Raw genomic sequence first — 15,302 nt, forward strand, 5'->3', positions numbered from 1 at the left:
GGGTCGCAGATCCCTATCAATCAAATCGCGCGGCTTTCATACTCGCGCGGGCCAACGATGATTCGAGACGAAGAAGGCGCTCTCACTGCTTACGTTTACCTCGACCTGAACACGCGAAACTATGGAGGATTCGTTGAAAAAGCCGAACGCCTGCTCCGGGACAATCTCCGTCTGCCGGCGGGCTACAGCTATCGGTGGGCTGGCGAGTACGAATTCGAGCAGCGTGCCAAGGCCAGATTGAAGATTGTGCTTCCAGTCGTGTTCTTTATCATCTTTATGCTGCTGTACATGGTGTTCCGCTCGGTTGCGGAAGCGGCAGTCCTGATCTTCCCCACAATTTATGCGCTCACCGGAGGTCTCCTCCTGCAATGGGCGCTTGGGTACAACTTCAGCGTCGCCGTTTGGGTAGGCTATATCGCGCTGTTTGGAATTGCTGTTGAGACGGGAGTCGTGATGGTCGTCTACCTTCATGAAGCATTGCAACACCGCATCGCAGATGGTGTGCCGATCACCAACGATGAAATACATGCCGCAGCGGTAGAAGGCGCAGTACATCGGCTGAGGCCCAAACTGATGACGGTGACTGCCGTTCTCGCGAGTCTCGCTCCGATCCTGGTCGAAACGGGCATCGGCTCGGATGTGATGAAGCCCATTGCGGCGCCCATAGTGGGCGGGATGATTACATCAACTATCCACGTCCTCATTTTGGTGCCGGTGTTTTTCGTGCAGCTGAAGGAGCGGGCGCTCCGTCGCGGCACACTCATACGGTCGGATGAGGCGATGTAGCAGACAACTGAACTGAAATAGACTCCGACACCGGATGTCGCATGGCTGAATCAAAGCAAATCGAGATTGCAACAATCGATGATTGGCAATTGAAGCCGATCAACCGTCTCCAATGGTTAACAGTAGCCTGGATGTGTGTGGAGGTCGCCGTCGCACTGTTAGCTGCGATGCGTGCGCGTAGCGTCGCTCTCGCCGGGTTCGGTGCGGATAGTGGCATCGAGCTATTGTCGGCGGTAACTGTTGTGTGGAGGTTTCGCAGTGCTCGGGAACACGCCGAAATCATAGCCACAAAAATAACCGCGGGGCTTTTGGTGGCATTGGCAATCTACATCGTCGCAGCTTCGATCTTTACATTCATTATTTCGGCGGAAGCCAGAAGCTAGCTATTTGGGAACGATCTTGCTTCTGGCCGCCACGCTCGTTATGCCGTGGCTCGGCAGGCAAAAGCGAAGACTGGCCGGGGCGGCACACAGCGCAGCTCTCCGAGCCGATGCAGCACAAAGTTCAATTTGCGCTTACCTTGCATCGATTGCGCTTGCCGGATTGCTCCTGAACGCAGTCGCGCATATATGGTGGGCTGATCCGGTTGCTGCTCTGTGCCTGATACCCCTCGTCATTAAAGAAGCAAAGGAGGCGTTCGAAGGGCGGTGCGAGCGCTGTTAAGAACAAAAGCAACTATGAGCCTGTACGCAAAATATGTTCTCCCACGGCTGATCAACCCCGTTATAAGAAACAAGGACCGGCTGCAAAGCCGGGCTTTTCAAGTTTGCGACGACGACTATTGCTGAGTTGCGCTACCCGTCACCTTAAGCAGCATTTGTGTACCGCTATCCAGGCGAAGGTTTTTCCCCGCTGACGTGATGACCGACTCCTGTACTGCGGCCGAAGTGGCTGAGTTCAGCGCCATTCCAGGCAGACCTACGACTCCACTCGATGTGGAATTCAGCGAGCCTGCAAGCGATCCGCCAACAGACGTTGCCGAATTCGCCGTGCCACCGACTGTGCTTCCCAGATTGGCAGTCGTATTGGTGACAGCGCCGCCGGCTGCGCCGACTCCACCGAGTAGTCCACCTCCAGCACGCGCACCGCTTGACACCGCGCCCATTCCGTCTGCTGACATCGAGCCCGTATCATCCATGCCGGAAGCGCTGGCCGCGGTTTGCGCTGCAGCAATCGCCTGAATGCTTGTATTGAGCGGCACCTCTTGCCCGTTCTTCAGAATCGCGTGGTCGAACACGATTCCAAGGCTCGATTCGCTTGCTCCTTCACTGCGAGCGCTGGCCTGCGTCACGTGGCCGAATATCCGTGATCCTTTGGGAATCACTACGCGACCATCCGACTTCACGTCTCGCGTCGTTTTGGCAACGACAGTGTCGCCGGGCTTGTTCTTCCCGGCATCTACCGGCTTCACCAAAGCAGCATTGATGGCAGTTCCGCTCGCCAGCTCTCCGGTGCTACTCGCGCCTGCTGATTCGCCGCGCCTCTCGGGCTGGCGGCGATTGCGTTCCTGATGCGACATTTGTGCTGAGGCATCAGCGCTTGCTGATGTGTTTGACTGCGCCTGCGCGCCTGATTGGTTCGCCGATACTGAAGTGTTCTGCGATGCCGACGCATTTATGTTTGCGCCAGCGCCTGTCTGCCCAATTGCTACTCCAGAAAAAACAAGAGCAGCGACAAGAATTTGCAACCTATACATGTAACCTCCGTGATCGTCAGCGACTTGCTCGTGACCCGACCTGTTGTACGTTCCTGGATTGGGATCACCAACAACGAAGAATTTTCTAACCCCGCATCATAAGCCGAGTTGCTGAACTGGTGGCCTCCCCCCAGAGAGTAGAACTTACGTACAAACCGGAATAAATCCCAAAATTGTTCACGTTCCATATCGCTGGGCCGATGGTAATAATCGCAAAATTGCATGTCTGAGTTCTTTCGAATCCATCGGCTTGGGCAGAATCAGATCAACGCCCTTTGAGTCGTCACTCCAATTCGGCCATCCTGATGTCAGCACAACCAGTAGATCGGGACGGCTCCGCTTCATTGTCAGCGCGAGCGCGATTCCATTCATCTCCGGCAATAGGTAATCAGTCAAGAGCAGATCTACCTGATATTTCGCGAACATCCCTAGAGCGTCTTGCGGCGTAGCAGCCGTCAACACGCGATATCCGACTCCTTCGAGTTGCAATCTGCGCAACTCGAGAAGATAAGGCGCATCGTCCACGCACAAAATCGTGGGGCACTGTACCGACACGATTACTCCTCCCTGCAAGAGCGTCAGTTTGAAACACCATCGTGCTGCGTTGTGGGATGCGGCATTTCCAGCGATCAACGAGCGGACCAGAGGCGGAATAGATTACTTCGGTAATCGTGCGCTGGCGCTGAAGTACAGCGGCTTGAATCGTACTGCTGAGGTCCGCCGGCGGACACTAAAGGGGGCTGATTTAATCAAGTCCGAGGAACGAATCGATCCAGCTCTTCACTCCCTGCCGTCCCGAATCGGATGTCTCGAACTGCAAGCCCGTGCTGTCACCGTTTTGCCAACACACAACCGCTGCAACGCTCATGGACGGTTTATCGGGCAGACTGAATGAGAGGCGCACCTTGCCTGAGAGCTCAGGATTCCCGGTGAACTGAACCGACATTCCTCCACCACTGATTTCGCGTGTCGAGCCGAAGAACCTTTGTCCGCTTTGGCTTTCTGCGGAGATGGCGATCACGAGCGGAATCCTGACATAGCGACGTAATTCATGCAGCAGAAGGGCGCAGGTGGAGCGCACTGCGTTCAGAACTGAAGTGCGATCGGGCCTCGGACCGAGAAGTGTGTTGATGCCATACCTCGAGAAGGCCCGCACATCGATTCCCGCGCTCACAATTCCATACAGAATCATGCGGCGATTGGACCGGGAGGAGCGCACTGCGTCTAGGGTAATCAGCGCATGTTCATCCAAGTTAACGACGCAGCCCTGGAACTGTTCTTTAGCTAACCGAGTGGCAAAATCCTCGTAGGCAACAACTGTGTCGATCCCGCATTGCGCAAATGCCTTTTGAAGGATCTCGACCATCGCTGAATCGAGTTTGACCAACGCGACGCGAGGAGCGAAGTTGGAACTGTTTTGAGGGGGTCTGGAAACCAGAGTAGCGCTCATAAATGCACCACAGCCGCCGACTTGCGCAGATCACTGGGTGCAAGTGCGAACAGGAAGAATGGTAATACCACTTTCGTGCAATGGAAAAGTTACCGGCGTAACGAGTTCTCTAGGCCGATAGGCTCAGGAGGCGACAAACCCGCCAGAGCTCGTCGGATTCGCGGCGCGTCAGCTTATAGAACTCCAGTCCGCATCGTTCAAGGCTAGAGTGTTTGACTGTTGCGCAGACCGTGAAGTGCCATTCGGAATGAGGCAGGGTGAACTGCAAACTGATCTGCTCGCCTTCCTGGAACTGTACGGGAATTTGCAAGGCGATTCCTGCTTCACTGATATCGTGGGCGGTGCCCTCGTGAGCCTCAGCCCTTGCCAACACTCTAATTGGGAAATCAGTTCTGAATCTCGGATACCGTCTTTCAGCACTCTTTCCAAATCTGACGTCTGTGGATCCTGTGCTGGTCGCCAGCCGTTGTGGAGCACCGAATGGGATCGTGCCTTGCGCGGTTCGATTCACGCATGGAAGTTTCCCGCGATACCGCAGGACAAACAAGGCACCGAGGTAATAGGACTCATCTCAGCTGGCACGAATCATGTCCAACCAAAATCGGACGAGGAGCATCAGGCGGCTATTGGTTGCTCTTAGTGATATTAGGCTAAGTTGCGCAGGGTTGGGCGCTGAGTTGATGAGGCAGGTAATTTTGATTCTTGGAGAACGATGTTGATCAAGCGATAGAAGCGCCGCTCTTCACGAGTCAATTCTCTACCGAAGGCCGCGCGGAATTGCCGTTGAAACTCCTCAAAGGGCGGAAGGACCGAAGCGGTTTTACGAACAATACGCATGCTGAAAAAACGAGAACTCAGTTTAGAAGGGCCACAAAATCGCCGAGCCAACTCCGCTGCGTTGTGAAATCGTCTTCCCAGATAAGCACGACGACAGAGTACCCCGTGGTCCACACCAATGGACAGGTGCCTTTAGTAACCCACTCCTACTGACCGCCGAATGGAAGCGGTGGACTTCACGCCTTACCCGAATCAGGAGCTAGATGGAGCGAACTCCTCCTCCCTACTTTTCCCTTGTTGGGTTCACTCGTTGGTTACAGCAGGCAAGTCGGAGAGTATGTTGTAAAGTGTCGAACGGCTGATGCCGAGAATCTCCGCAGCTTTCTGCTTATTGCCAGCGAACGCTTCCAGCACTTCGCGCGCATATTTTCTTTCGAGTTCCTGCAAAGACACGAACTTCGTATCAACGGTCTTCTCGGGCGACATGCTTAGCGCGGCCGGAAAATCGTCCAAATCCAGCACGGGGCCTTCGCTGAGAATGCATGCACCAGCAATGACATTTTCAAGTTCACGAATATTGCCAGGCCAATCGTGGCGGGCGAGCATGTCTTGCGCACGGCGGCTGATGCCGGTGAAGATCCGTCCATATTGTTTCGCATATTTCTCAAGAAAGTGTCGCTCGAGCAAAGGCAAGTCTTCTTTCCTTTCCGAAAGCGGGGGAAGATGCAACCGTACCGCCGACAAACGATAAAACAGGTCCTCGCGGAATCGGCCTTCGGCTACCTCGGTAGTAAGGTCTCGATTGCTGGCAGCGATTGCGCGAAGATGCAGTTTACGCGACTCCACCGACCCGAGTCGTTGAACCTCATCGCTTTGCAGGACACGCAAGAGCTTCGCCTGCATCGCAATCGACATCTCGCTGATTTCATCGAGAAAGATCGTACCGTGATCTGCGCTTTCGAATAGTCCGGGCGTGTCTTGAAACGCGCCGGTAAACGCTCCTTTGCGAAACCCGAAAAATTGGCTTTCGGCCAGGGATTCAGGAAGCGCAGCGCAGTTGCAAGCGACGAACGGTCCCCGGCTTACTGGCGAGAGATTGTGAAGCGCACGCGCGACCAGTTCCTTGCCAGTTCCCGAAGGTCCGGTCAGGAGCACTCTAGTGAAATGAGGTGCGATGCGGGCAAGCTTGTTGAACACGTCAAGCATGCGGGGGCTACGCCCGATCATTCCATAAAAACTGAATGATGCTCGTAATTGCGTCTCCAACTCGCCGGTTCGACGCTTCTTGGCCGCGTCCTCCAACGCGCGAGCGACGCGGGCTCGAAGGCCAGACACATCCACTGGCTTAACTAGAAACTCTGCGGCTCCTTTTTGAATTGCTTCGATCGCAATGGCCGGAGAGTACTCGCCCGACAAAAGAATCACTTCAGCCCCCTGGTCAAAGCCAGCGATACGCGCCAGGAGATTCATTCCATTAGTGCCACGAAGCTTCAAATCGAGGAAGACGAGGCGAGGCCGATGCTGCCGGAAAAGAGACCAGCCCGCTTCCTCATCCTGGGCTACAAGGACTTTGACCGGCATGTCAGCAAAAATTTCGGGCATTACAGCGACGACGTTTTCCTCGTCATCGACCACTAGCACCCGAAAGGCTTCTTGCGACTCAGATGCTAAGACCATTGGTGCCTTTGCGAATGAGCCGATTTCGGACAGATAACTGTCGCAGCGACGATCCGATTCACTGTTGGGTTTGCCGTGCGGAAGTGGGTTGGCGAAAGGGATGTATCGGTTTCTACGATAGACAAAGCTGTAATACCGGTCGGTGAGTCACAGTGAACTTCTGCTCCAGATCGAGCAGAAGAAATGAAAGTCGGTCGCATTGGTTGAATACTGCGTCAGACAGCAGCAATTCCGAAACTTCCGAGAGCGTGCACCGCGCTTCACTCGTGCCGATGAGTTCGAGGTCCTGCGCCAGCTCGGCTGCGATCTGGCGTGCATCGAAGATCGCGCGCGCCTGCAGTGCATGGATCAGGCGCCCTGTTTTCGACCGAATTTGATCATCGACCTGAAGGCGAAGCCAGGACAGGATTTTTGCGATCTCCTCTTTTCTCGCTTTTTGGCCCATGTAGATTTCTCCTTCAAAGCCTATCTACAACTGATGGGCCATTGCAAACAAATGAGACAAATGATTCCCGCAACTGAGCGTTTCTCCCTACGCGCCGACTCTCTCAGAGCACACTCCTGAAGCTGATTTTGCCCGTGTCACGGTTTTCATCGTGAAATCGCTAACAAAGGACATTGTCCGCGGGTAACTGAAGACAGTTCCCCAAGTTGCCGAGCGAGTGAAACTTGAACACAGTTCCAAAATTCAGACACTCGGCTGGCGGCGCCCGGTCCCGTTTCGGGCTTTCTACAGCTCCAGCCAGCTAAGCTTTCGTCAAGAGTCTTGCGATCTCAGCGATCAGTTCCTTCGGGGAAACAGCTCCCTTCGTAACGCTCAGGTCGGCAAGCTCAATTCCTGTTGGAACTTCCAGCGAGCCGCTGAACACAATCACAGGCACAGTCGGTTTTACTCGTTTCAGTTCAGCGACAACATTAATGGTTGTGCCGTCCCGAAGATGCTGATCGCTTACGACGAGATCAACGGGATTTCGCGCAAACAAATCGAGTCCTGCGGTTGCATTCGTCGCGGTGATCACGTGGAACCCAGCACGCCACAACAATTCCGAATAGAGCCGGAGCTGATCCGTATCGTCGTCGATCCAGAGAATTAAAGACAATGAGCCGTAACCGCCTACTCAAAAGTTGTCGATCCAGAAAATCAACCAGCGAGGGACTCGTCCTCGGCTAGAACTGGAAGCTGGTACAGAGTCACCGAAAAGTCGCTTGCTTTATGGACAGCCGGGGCTGGTCGCACCAACTCGAAATAGATTGGATCGGAACATCGTGAGCAACGAGGAAACAACTGATCTTTAATGAGGGTGACTTCCTGCGGAAGCTTATGCTCTGGATGAATCACACGGTAGATGCCACTTTGGGAAATGGAGCAGCCCGTTCGCAGATCATCTAGTTTCGCCACTTTGCTTTGCCTGTTCTTTCTCGGCCCGTTATTTTGCGCTTCTGAATGGTATAACCCGAGCTCGCACGGTGGTCGCCTGCATGCCGAGTTGGATGTTATGCTCTGTGACGCGCAGTCGGATTTTAATTGGTCATCCGACTCTTTGGAAACACCGAAATCTCCACAGCCGTAACTGGTTTGACACAGGAAATTCAGGAACTCTGGACAACCAAATTTGACAGGTAAAGCATCAAATGCCTTTCGCCAATGGCGGCTGCCGCAGCAAGAAGAAAACGGAACTCAGAAGGAAACGCCGACGATCGGCCCGGGACCGCCGATGGCATGTGGATCGATTTGGCTCACCTTCCGACCACTTTGGCACAGAAAGGGAAGAAGAATGAATTGAAGCCGTTGGAGTCCTGGTTAGGTGGAAGGAGACGGCATCCTCCTAGTCGGCTTCTCGATTATGCCGACCTGGTGCTCGGGATCGAGCGTAGAAGACGAGCTGTGGACAAGAAGAAATGATTAGTGAGAGCCACTGGCGTATCTTGAGGGCAACCTGGCTCAAGACTGCGGCCCGCTCGTCGTAGGTCCTATTTCACCAGTGCGCTCTGACTGACAGCCGGTTCTGGTCTGACCATCTGCATCGACGTCACTGAGTATTCGTGTTCTTTGCCGTCGAGCTCGGGCACCGCCAACAAAAGCTTGTCCTTCTTAATGCGGAACTCGGCGCGTTCTCCCACCGGTAAGAGCACGGGGTGCTTCTCGTCACGTGGACGAATGCGATAGATGACACGATCGGTCTTGAGGACGTACTCCTGGCAAAGAAGCGCACGCGTCTTCTTATGCCCTGCGTCCGTGCCCAGAACTTCTCCAGCGAAACTCTTGCCACTATTCTCATCCAGACCGCATTCCACGGCATCCATGGCCGTAATCGTGCCTTGTTGGTGAAATACCGGATCTTTCGCGAACGCCGAGCTAGCAATGAACAATAATGCCGTCGCGAATATCGATTTCATCGGTGATCTCCTTCATCAAAAGGGTCGATTGGATGGTCAGATTAGCAGTGCTAGGGCGTGATTTGGAGTTACCAAAGTTTATTCCTTGCTGAGCACAGACTGGATGGCAGAAGCCTTCGCTGCAAGACGACTCTCAAGTATTCCGGTGCAGCTTGGCTCCCGTTTCGGTCCGCAAGGATACGTCCGCTAGCTCCAAAAAGCGGGCACTGGTTGGCAATTCTTCCTCGTAATGTATTCCGTCCATCAGCTTCATGCCTTGCCGGCGTGGCGTTCCGCTTCTGGTGTTCTTCGCCAGCTGTGTGGGGAGGTGGCGGGGATCAATCCATAGACCAGCCGCGCGTGGACTGTTCAGTTCGGCTTCGGGTTCTATTTTGCGGGTTTTCTTCGCTGCGGCCATCATATTTAAAGAGGGATGTCTGCCCTGAGATGAGGGTTCCAGCAGCTCCGGTTGGTCACCATTCATGACAATTCTGTGGAAATCTTAATGACCTCGGGAACTTGTGGTGGTTACACCACTCGAGTAACTATTGGACCATGAAGCTGGATGTCCCCGGAACCCGGAAGAGGGATTGGAAAGCGCGCACCGACAAAGCAACGGCCACTCGCGTTCGCAATAATGCTCTTCGCAACAGCCGCAAAGGCAGGCTCCTGTTGGTTCTTGAGAGATGCGTCTTGTTGAACCCAGGCGAATGGCAGCGAAATACTCGCGCTTTCAAGAGGGTTCTAGAAGAGCTGCGTTACGCCTGCGAACTTGCGAAAGCCGCTGGCGTTCCCTGTGGATGGCTCGCAGTCGAAGGGGAACAGTGGCTCGTAGCCTTTGGCCTTAACAAGGGCGATGTGGTCTTTAATACACAGGAAGAGCGGCTTGGACCAGCCCGCTTTCCGGCGACGATCCGGCGAGACAACAAAGAAATCGTCGCCGCCGAAATCGCGGAATTGCTGCGTCAGCAGCCGGTCATGGGCCTCGCCGAACCAGTCGACGCCAAGCAGCGTCGGCAGGCTTCTTGGATCTCGATGACGAGGTTAGGCCCAGAATCCCAAAATTGTGGACATTTGAAAAACGGGTCGAATCCATCTTCCGCTGTTCCTGAGAAATTTCGTTGAAGTCCGTTTCCAGACAGCGTCGCTATTCCGCCGCATTGGCCGCGCGGTTCATCCGCGCCAATACCGTCGTCGCGCCTTCCGCGCTTCATCGTAGGTGCTGAACTTCTTCAGGTCAATGATCTTGGACAGACCATCACGGTGCAGGACGTAATACCAAACGTTTCCGTGTCCGCGTGGCATTTCAGGTTTGTAGTATCTCGGCGACGTATCATCCTTCCGTTATTCGTTTCGGATTTTCCTCCATCGTCCGCGTCCTGCACGTCTCGCTTTGGCTTCAGCGCGTTCTGCCTTATTCGCTTCATGTTCCTTGTGGCTTTCCATGGAATTGATAACGTGGGAAGCTGCACGCAAAATGTTGGAAGCAGAATGAACGTTCGTCGCCATGCGCGAAACGATCTCCTTGTATTCCCCTGATTTCTTAGCCATGGCTGAAAGGGAATTGCGAATCTCGTCGAGCTGGTCTGCGTAATCGCGGAGTTCGAAGGGAAGGTTCGAGTTGAGAGTAAGCGCTGCCATTAGCAGCCTCAGACTTTCTGGCCGTTCATGGCTCATTACAACAGGTCTGTTGTCGGTTAGTTACGTTAACGTGCGCCAATAGCTCGCCGGTTCTACCCGGGTCTTGAAGTTGCTCGATTCGGACAGTGGTTAACTGCGCACGCAGAACGCTGCATTTTTCACGCAGTGCCTCAGACGCACGGATGAGCACTGCGGAACGTTCCTCTAGTTCTAGGGACTGGATTGAAAGTTCTTGAAAACGTCTGCACATTCTGCGCCTTTCATCTGCTCACAAAACGGTCGCCTCAGAGGGCGGAAGAATGCGGAGGTGTCGCTATCACACGCTCCTCAGTGTCGGATCTACTCTCCTTTTCTCCTTTTCTCCAACTCTGTCCGAATCGGAAATCCCGAGGATTGCTTCGGCTTTTCGTTGCATGCCAAGACGGCCTGAAAGTCCTCGATGCAGGACCGTCAGGCATAGCGGTTCGGACTTTATATCGTTGTTCACGGCTATTGCTTCCTGACCGGCTCAACGCCGGGATTCGTGTCGCGGTGATTGGCCAGCGCATGTTCAGCCCATTCGAGAACCGTGTCGAAGACCTCTATGCATTCTGCACAGCGAAACACATACTCGCCTTCCAGTGTTCGAAGGTCGCTGAGACTCGGGCCATCTCCGCTGAGAGGGAAAACGTCACTGTGTTCATTCCGCGACATCGACAGGAATTTTAGCAGCGGAGAGCAAACGCGCCGATCGAGATCAATTTCGAAAGCTTACCTGCTGCACACTTGCTGCATGCTAGGCTGCAAATGGGAACCTTCTGTGCAACTGACGTGCGGCTAATCAAACAAAACAGAGTAGGGTCGGTCTGTACGAATCGAGCAGGAGGTTGAATTAGCGAAACGCCGCCAGAAACAACTCAGTATCAGTTCGATGAGCGTGTTAGGTGCCGATTAGCATCGCTGAATCCCTATAGTGAGGGTTTACACGAAAGGGTTTACAAAGATCCCAAACTGGGATGATTGAGCAGGAATGACACGGTCGAAGCACCACTGTACAAGATTGAAAACATTCGGCACGACAACCTAATCCCTTTTTCGGGACCAGGGGGTCGGAGGTTCAAATCCTCTCTCCCCGACCATCTATTGGCGTGACCTCCGGCTATGAGCAGATTCTGCTTGGTGCCGTAGTCCGGAGATTCGGTACAACCGCGATTCCAAAATCTCGCGATCAATCCAGCGGCTAAGGGAGAAACTCTCTAGTATGCTGTGCCCGGGGGAGTATCCATCGCTCGGGTGAGTGTTACTGTTTATCGGTTTGCGGCAGCAAACGTTAGCGCCGCTATGCCTCGTATCAAGAACCCGAATGTACCAAAGCCTGAACAAGGCAGATAGGAAAAGCGTGAAGACGAGAATCTCTCTTGCAGTTACGCTTGCACTGACGTTCCCGTTGATTTCAGCCATCCTGGTCATGGCACAACAGAGCAACCCTGGTTCGCGCGTTGCTCAGCAGAGGCCCGAAGGCCCATGCGACATCTATGCTGCTGCCGGCGATCCCTGCGTGGCTGCGCACAGCACCACACGCGCGCTGTACGCGTCATACAACGGCCCGCTGTACCAGGTTCTTCGTCAGTCGGATGGCAAGACTTTGGACATTGGCGTCGTCGAGCCGGTCGCATCGCCCGTACCGGACGCGGGTGGGTATGCCGACGCCGAGGCTCAGGACAAATTCTGCGCCAACACTTATTGCTGGATCAGCAAGATTTACGATCAGTCGCCGCAACACAATGACCTGACTCAAGCGCCACGCGGCGGATTCAGCGGACCTGCACTCGGCGGGTTCAACAACCTTCCCCTCGCCGACATGGCTCCCATTACCATAATGGGACACAAAGTCTACGGCGTGTTTATCGAACCTGGAATGGGACTCCGCCAGAACGATGCCAAAGGCACAGCAGTGGACGACCAGGCGGAGGGACAGTACTGGGTCATCAACGGTCTGCACTATAACTCCGGCTGCTGCTTCGACTACGGTAACGCCGAAATCGACAGCCGCGACGACGACAACGGCACCATGGAAACGGCCTATTTTGGGAATGCTCGTGCATGGTTTCACGGTAATCCCCCGGGCCCGTGGGTCATGACGGATCAGGAGAACAATCTCGTCGGGTGTGTTAACCCGGATGGAACCAAACTGTGCGTCAACCTGCCAAGCATTACCTGGCGCTTCGTGACCGCAATCGCTAAGGGAGAACCGCACCATTGGACCTCGATGGGCGGCAACGCACAAACGGGCGAGTTGTCGGTAATGTTCAGTGGACCGCGCGTGAACCGCACGTATGACCCAATGCGCAAGCAAGGAGCGATCCTTCTCGGCAATGGCGGCGATAACAGCAACGGCTCGCAGGGAACGTTCTATGAAGGCGCAATGACAGCCGCAGGCACATTCCCTACCGACGCTACCGACCAACGCGTGCAGGCCAACATCATAGGAGCAAGATACGATGTGGCTCCTCTGACGCTTGCGCCAGCGTCCGCGACGGCTACTCCACCAGGAGTCCAGACGTTCTCACCCGGCTCTGCGCAGGAGATTACGGCAACCTTTACAAACACCGCCGATGCGCCGGTAGCGGACGTCACGTTGAGTATCGCTGTACCCAACAAACAGTGGACCTCGTTTGCTTCGAGCTCTACAGAGACTTCGAAAAAATTCAATGATCCGGTCGCGCCCGGTGCGACCGCGAGCGCGACCTTCAAAATCACGTCAGGCCAGGGAGCCTTCAATGGCGATCTCGTGGGCAATGCGTCGTGGACGAACACGAAGACTGGCGCGAATCAAACCACGACAGTGGTCGAGAAGGTGCGGAACGTGAGCCCGATCAAGATCAACGAATTCCGTATCAGCTCGGGTTCTGCGAACACAACGGATTCCTTCATCGAACTTTACAATGGAGGATCCAGTACAGTTGACATCTCCAACTGGACGCTGACCCTACACCCGGCACAGCAGGCGATCTTCTCTACACTTAAGATTCCGGCCGGCACGAAACTGGCGACCGGAGGCTTTTATCTGTTTGGTCTCTCCAACTCCGGGCTTGTGGTTCCTGCACGCGTCGGCGATAGCACTATCTACGTCAGGAATACGAATGGCATGTCGGTGGGCGATACGGTCGCTGTTGACGTGGGTTCCAATTTGGAAAGGCGCAAAATCGCAAACCTCGGAACCGCAGCCGGCAATCACACCGCACTGTGGCAGCCTCTTCCAGATGGTCCCGTGATCACTGTTCCCGCCGGTTCGACCAATGTGCCAGTCGCGAGCACGTCCGAGTTCGCGGTCGGCCAGAAGATGGCGATCGGCTACGGCGCTACTTACCCCGCCGTCGCACGAGATCTAGAGCAGTACGAGGTGGTTACGGTCACTGCGGTTGGCAAGCAGGGCACGCAAGCCTATCTGGCGGCAGACGCGCCCGCCGGCTCGACCAACATTAAAGTAACGTCAGTCTCCGACATCTCAGTAGGTGACAAGATCAGGTTGGACATCGACAGCCGCGGACACGGCGTCGAGACCGTCACGGTTACGCGCGTCGGCAAGCAGGCGTACCGCACGAACCTCGCCGCTGATGCGAGCGCCGGCGCCACCAACATCAAAGTGCGCAACGTAAATGGCCTGGCTGCGGGCGACAAACTCACCATCGGTACTCCTGCGAATAAAGAAGAGGTCACCGTCAGCACCGTTGGCACGGCAGGGCCAACGGGCACCGGGGTTGAATTCACTCCAGAACTCGCCCAAGAGCACGGCCGCGACGGGACAGTGATGGCCGTGGGCACGGGCCTCGATTTAGCCGCGCCTCTGAAGTTCAGCCATGCGTCCAATCTTCCGTTCAGTGACCGCGGAACGGGAATCAGCTTCCAACCGGCTACCGCGTTTGCCCACTCGAGCAACGAGCCCGTGCAAGCGCTGGGTACCGGCATCGCGCTCGACCGCGCATTGGCCAAAGCTCATGCCATCAATTCAGCTGTGCGTGACTCCGCAGTTACCACAGCGGGTTATCAAGGAACGCCCGCACCCAACCAGTGGTTCGGGGGACCCGAGCTAGTAACCAACTATCCTCTTTTTGGCCGCACCATCGCGCTCAGACAAGGCAGCATTGTGCTTCGAGACGCTCCAGGCCTGGTGGTCGACAGTCTCAACTACGGCGGCCTCGTCGATCCATGGGCCGCGGAAGGATACCAAGCCAAGTCCGGTTTTGATCAGAGTGGATGCTTCGTCCGTGCGCCTGGCCCGGCGGGCGGCTTTGGGCCAGCTGCCGTTAGTGCGATAAACCAGAGCGCGGGCCGCTCGCCAGACGGCGCTGAGGCAGACAGCAACTGCACTGACTTCCTTACGCAGGCGGTTACCACTCTCGCGGCTGCGTCCGAGGCTGGTGAGACCAATGTCAAGGTCGCCAATGTCGAAGGTTTTGAGGTCGGTCAGAAGATCACGATCGATACAGGCGCGAACGAAGAGAACGGTGTCATCGCGACGGTTGGTACATCAGGCGCGACCACGGTCGACACCTCCACCGGCGCTGGTGTCTCCGTACTTCCTGTCGCCAACCCAATTGGTTTCCGCGACGGCCAGACCATCACGATCGACAGCGGCGCAAACTCTGAGACAGCAGTCATTGCCTCCATCCGAAGGTTTGGCGCCAGCTCAATCACAGTCAGCGCGCCGCTCACTCATGCGCACGCTGCCGGCGCACAAGTTTCCGGTTCTGGCATCAGCGTCACAAATGCATTGACGCGGAGCCATGCCATCGGGGCTCAGATCTACGACGGTGTGCCCACACCCGGTGCGCCTAATCACTATTCAGAGAGACCTCACTGACCGCTGTGAAGGTTTGTGAGCTAACGGCAGGTGGCCTCTCTTTGGAATTCGAAGCT

At 55.2% G+C, this 15,302-nt stretch carries 14 protein-coding genes; 4 read left to right on the forward strand and 10 right to left on the reverse strand.

Annotation, left to right across the window (positions count from 1 at the left end; all coding sequences use genetic code 11):
• Positions 1–786 (forward strand): efflux RND transporter permease subunit (locus tag VFU50_20345; GenBank protein HEU5235219.1); only part of this gene is annotated, 786 nt, incomplete at its 5' end.
• 41 nt (positions 787–827) lie between these two features.
• Positions 828–1,169: a hypothetical protein gene (locus VFU50_20350; GenBank protein ID HEU5235220.1), complete on the forward strand. Its 342-nt coding sequence runs from the start codon at positions 828–830 to the stop codon at positions 1,167–1,169.
• A 395-nt stretch (positions 1,170–1,564) separates the two neighbouring features.
• On the opposite strand, the gene VFU50_20355 is transcribed toward VFU50_20350, so the two are convergent.
• From VFU50_20355 to VFU50_20390, 8 genes are all read right to left on the reverse strand, one after another.
• Positions 1,565–2,482, reverse strand: coding sequence for a hypothetical protein (locus tag VFU50_20355; GenBank protein HEU5235221.1), 918 nt, complete (start codon positions 2,480–2,482; stop codon positions 1,565–1,567).
• Between the two features lie 177 nt (positions 2,483–2,659).
• Complete coding sequence (locus VFU50_20360; GenBank protein ID HEU5235222.1) at positions 2,660–3,037, reverse strand: response regulator; 378 nt, start codon at positions 3,035–3,037, stop codon at positions 2,660–2,662.
• Positions 3,038–3,227: 190 nt separating this feature from the next.
• Positions 3,228–3,932: a PilZ domain-containing protein gene (locus VFU50_20365; protein HEU5235223.1), complete on the reverse strand. Its 705-nt coding sequence runs from the start codon at positions 3,930–3,932 to the stop codon at positions 3,228–3,230.
• A 1,080-nt stretch (positions 3,933–5,012) separates the two neighbouring features.
• Positions 5,013–6,386: a sigma-54 dependent transcriptional regulator gene (locus VFU50_20370; GenBank protein ID HEU5235224.1), complete on the reverse strand. Its 1,374-nt coding sequence runs from the start codon at positions 6,384–6,386 to the stop codon at positions 5,013–5,015.
• 112 nt (positions 6,387–6,498) lie between these two features.
• Complete coding sequence (locus tag VFU50_20375) at positions 6,499–6,831, reverse strand: hypothetical protein (GenBank protein HEU5235225.1); 333 nt, start codon at positions 6,829–6,831, stop codon at positions 6,499–6,501.
• A 301-nt stretch (positions 6,832–7,132) separates the two neighbouring features.
• Entirely contained in the window at positions 7,133–7,486 is a 354-nt protein-coding gene (locus tag VFU50_20380; GenBank protein ID HEU5235226.1) for a response regulator, read from the reverse strand.
• A gap of 871 nt (positions 7,487–8,357) precedes the next feature.
• Complete coding sequence (locus VFU50_20385; protein HEU5235227.1) at positions 8,358–8,783, reverse strand: hypothetical protein; 426 nt, start codon at positions 8,781–8,783, stop codon at positions 8,358–8,360.
• A 133-nt stretch (positions 8,784–8,916) separates the two neighbouring features.
• A complete protein-coding gene (locus tag VFU50_20390) occupies positions 8,917–9,246 on the reverse strand; it encodes a hypothetical protein (protein HEU5235228.1) in 330 nt (109 codons plus the stop codon).
• Between the two features lie 71 nt (positions 9,247–9,317).
• Here VFU50_20390 and VFU50_20395 point away from each other — a divergent pair, with 71 nt between their 5' ends.
• Positions 9,318–9,887 carry a hypothetical protein gene (locus tag VFU50_20395; protein HEU5235229.1) on the forward strand — a complete coding sequence of 190 codons (570 nt, stop codon included), beginning with the start codon at positions 9,318–9,320 and terminating at the stop codon, positions 9,885–9,887.
• A 48-nt stretch (positions 9,888–9,935) separates the two neighbouring features.
• Here VFU50_20395 and VFU50_20400 read toward each other — a convergent pair whose 3' ends face one another.
• Positions 9,936–10,067 carry a hypothetical protein gene (locus VFU50_20400; protein HEU5235230.1) on the reverse strand — a complete coding sequence of 44 codons (132 nt, stop codon included), beginning with the start codon at positions 10,065–10,067 and terminating at the stop codon, positions 9,936–9,938.
• A gap of 39 nt (positions 10,068–10,106) precedes the next feature.
• Entirely contained in the window at positions 10,107–10,403 is a 297-nt protein-coding gene (locus VFU50_20405; protein HEU5235231.1) for a hypothetical protein, read from the reverse strand.
• Between the two features lie 1,378 nt (positions 10,404–11,781).
• Between VFU50_20405 and VFU50_20410 the strand changes: the two genes are divergently transcribed.
• Entirely contained in the window at positions 11,782–15,246 is a 3,465-nt protein-coding gene (locus VFU50_20410; protein HEU5235232.1) for an arabinofuranosidase catalytic domain-containing protein, read from the forward strand.
• The last annotated feature ends 56 nt before the right edge of the window (positions 15,247–15,302 follow it).

It is taken from the genome of Terriglobales bacterium (genome assembly GCA_035764005.1).
Classification (GTDB): domain Bacteria; phylum Acidobacteriota; class Terriglobia; order Terriglobales; family Acidobacteriaceae; genus Gp1-AA112.

What these genes read in the sequence shown, in the direction of transcription:
- VFU50_20350 (HEU5235220.1), top strand. Translation starts at nt 828, where the DNA reads ATGGCTGAATCAAAGCAAATCGAGATTGCAACAATCGATGATTGGCAA.
- VFU50_20355 (HEU5235221.1), bottom strand. Translation starts at nt 2,482, where the DNA reads ATGTATAGGTTGCAAATTCTTGTCGCTGCTCTTGTTTTTTCTGGAGTA.
- VFU50_20365 (HEU5235223.1), bottom strand. Translation starts at nt 3,932, where the DNA reads ATGAGCGCTACTCTGGTTTCCAGACCCCCTCAAAACAGTTCCAACTTC.
- VFU50_20370 (HEU5235224.1), bottom strand. Translation starts at nt 6,386, where the DNA reads ATGGTCTTAGCATCTGAGTCGCAAGAAGCCTTTCGGGTGCTAGTGGTC.
- VFU50_20375 (HEU5235225.1), bottom strand. Translation starts at nt 6,831, where the DNA reads ATGGGCCAAAAAGCGAGAAAAGAGGAGATCGCAAAAATCCTGTCCTGG.
- VFU50_20385 (HEU5235227.1), bottom strand. Translation starts at nt 8,783, where the DNA reads ATGAAATCGATATTCGCGACGGCATTATTGTTCATTGCTAGCTCGGCG.
- VFU50_20390 (HEU5235228.1), bottom strand. Translation starts at nt 9,246, where the DNA reads ATGAATGGTGACCAACCGGAGCTGCTGGAACCCTCATCTCAGGGCAGA.
- VFU50_20395 (HEU5235229.1), top strand. Translation starts at nt 9,318, where the DNA reads ATGAAGCTGGATGTCCCCGGAACCCGGAAGAGGGATTGGAAAGCGCGC.
- VFU50_20400 (HEU5235230.1), bottom strand. Translation starts at nt 10,067, where the DNA reads ATGCCACGCGGACACGGAAACGTTTGGTATTACGTCCTGCACCGTGAT.
- VFU50_20405 (HEU5235231.1), bottom strand. Translation starts at nt 10,403, where the DNA reads ATGGCAGCGCTTACTCTCAACTCGAACCTTCCCTTCGAACTCCGCGAT.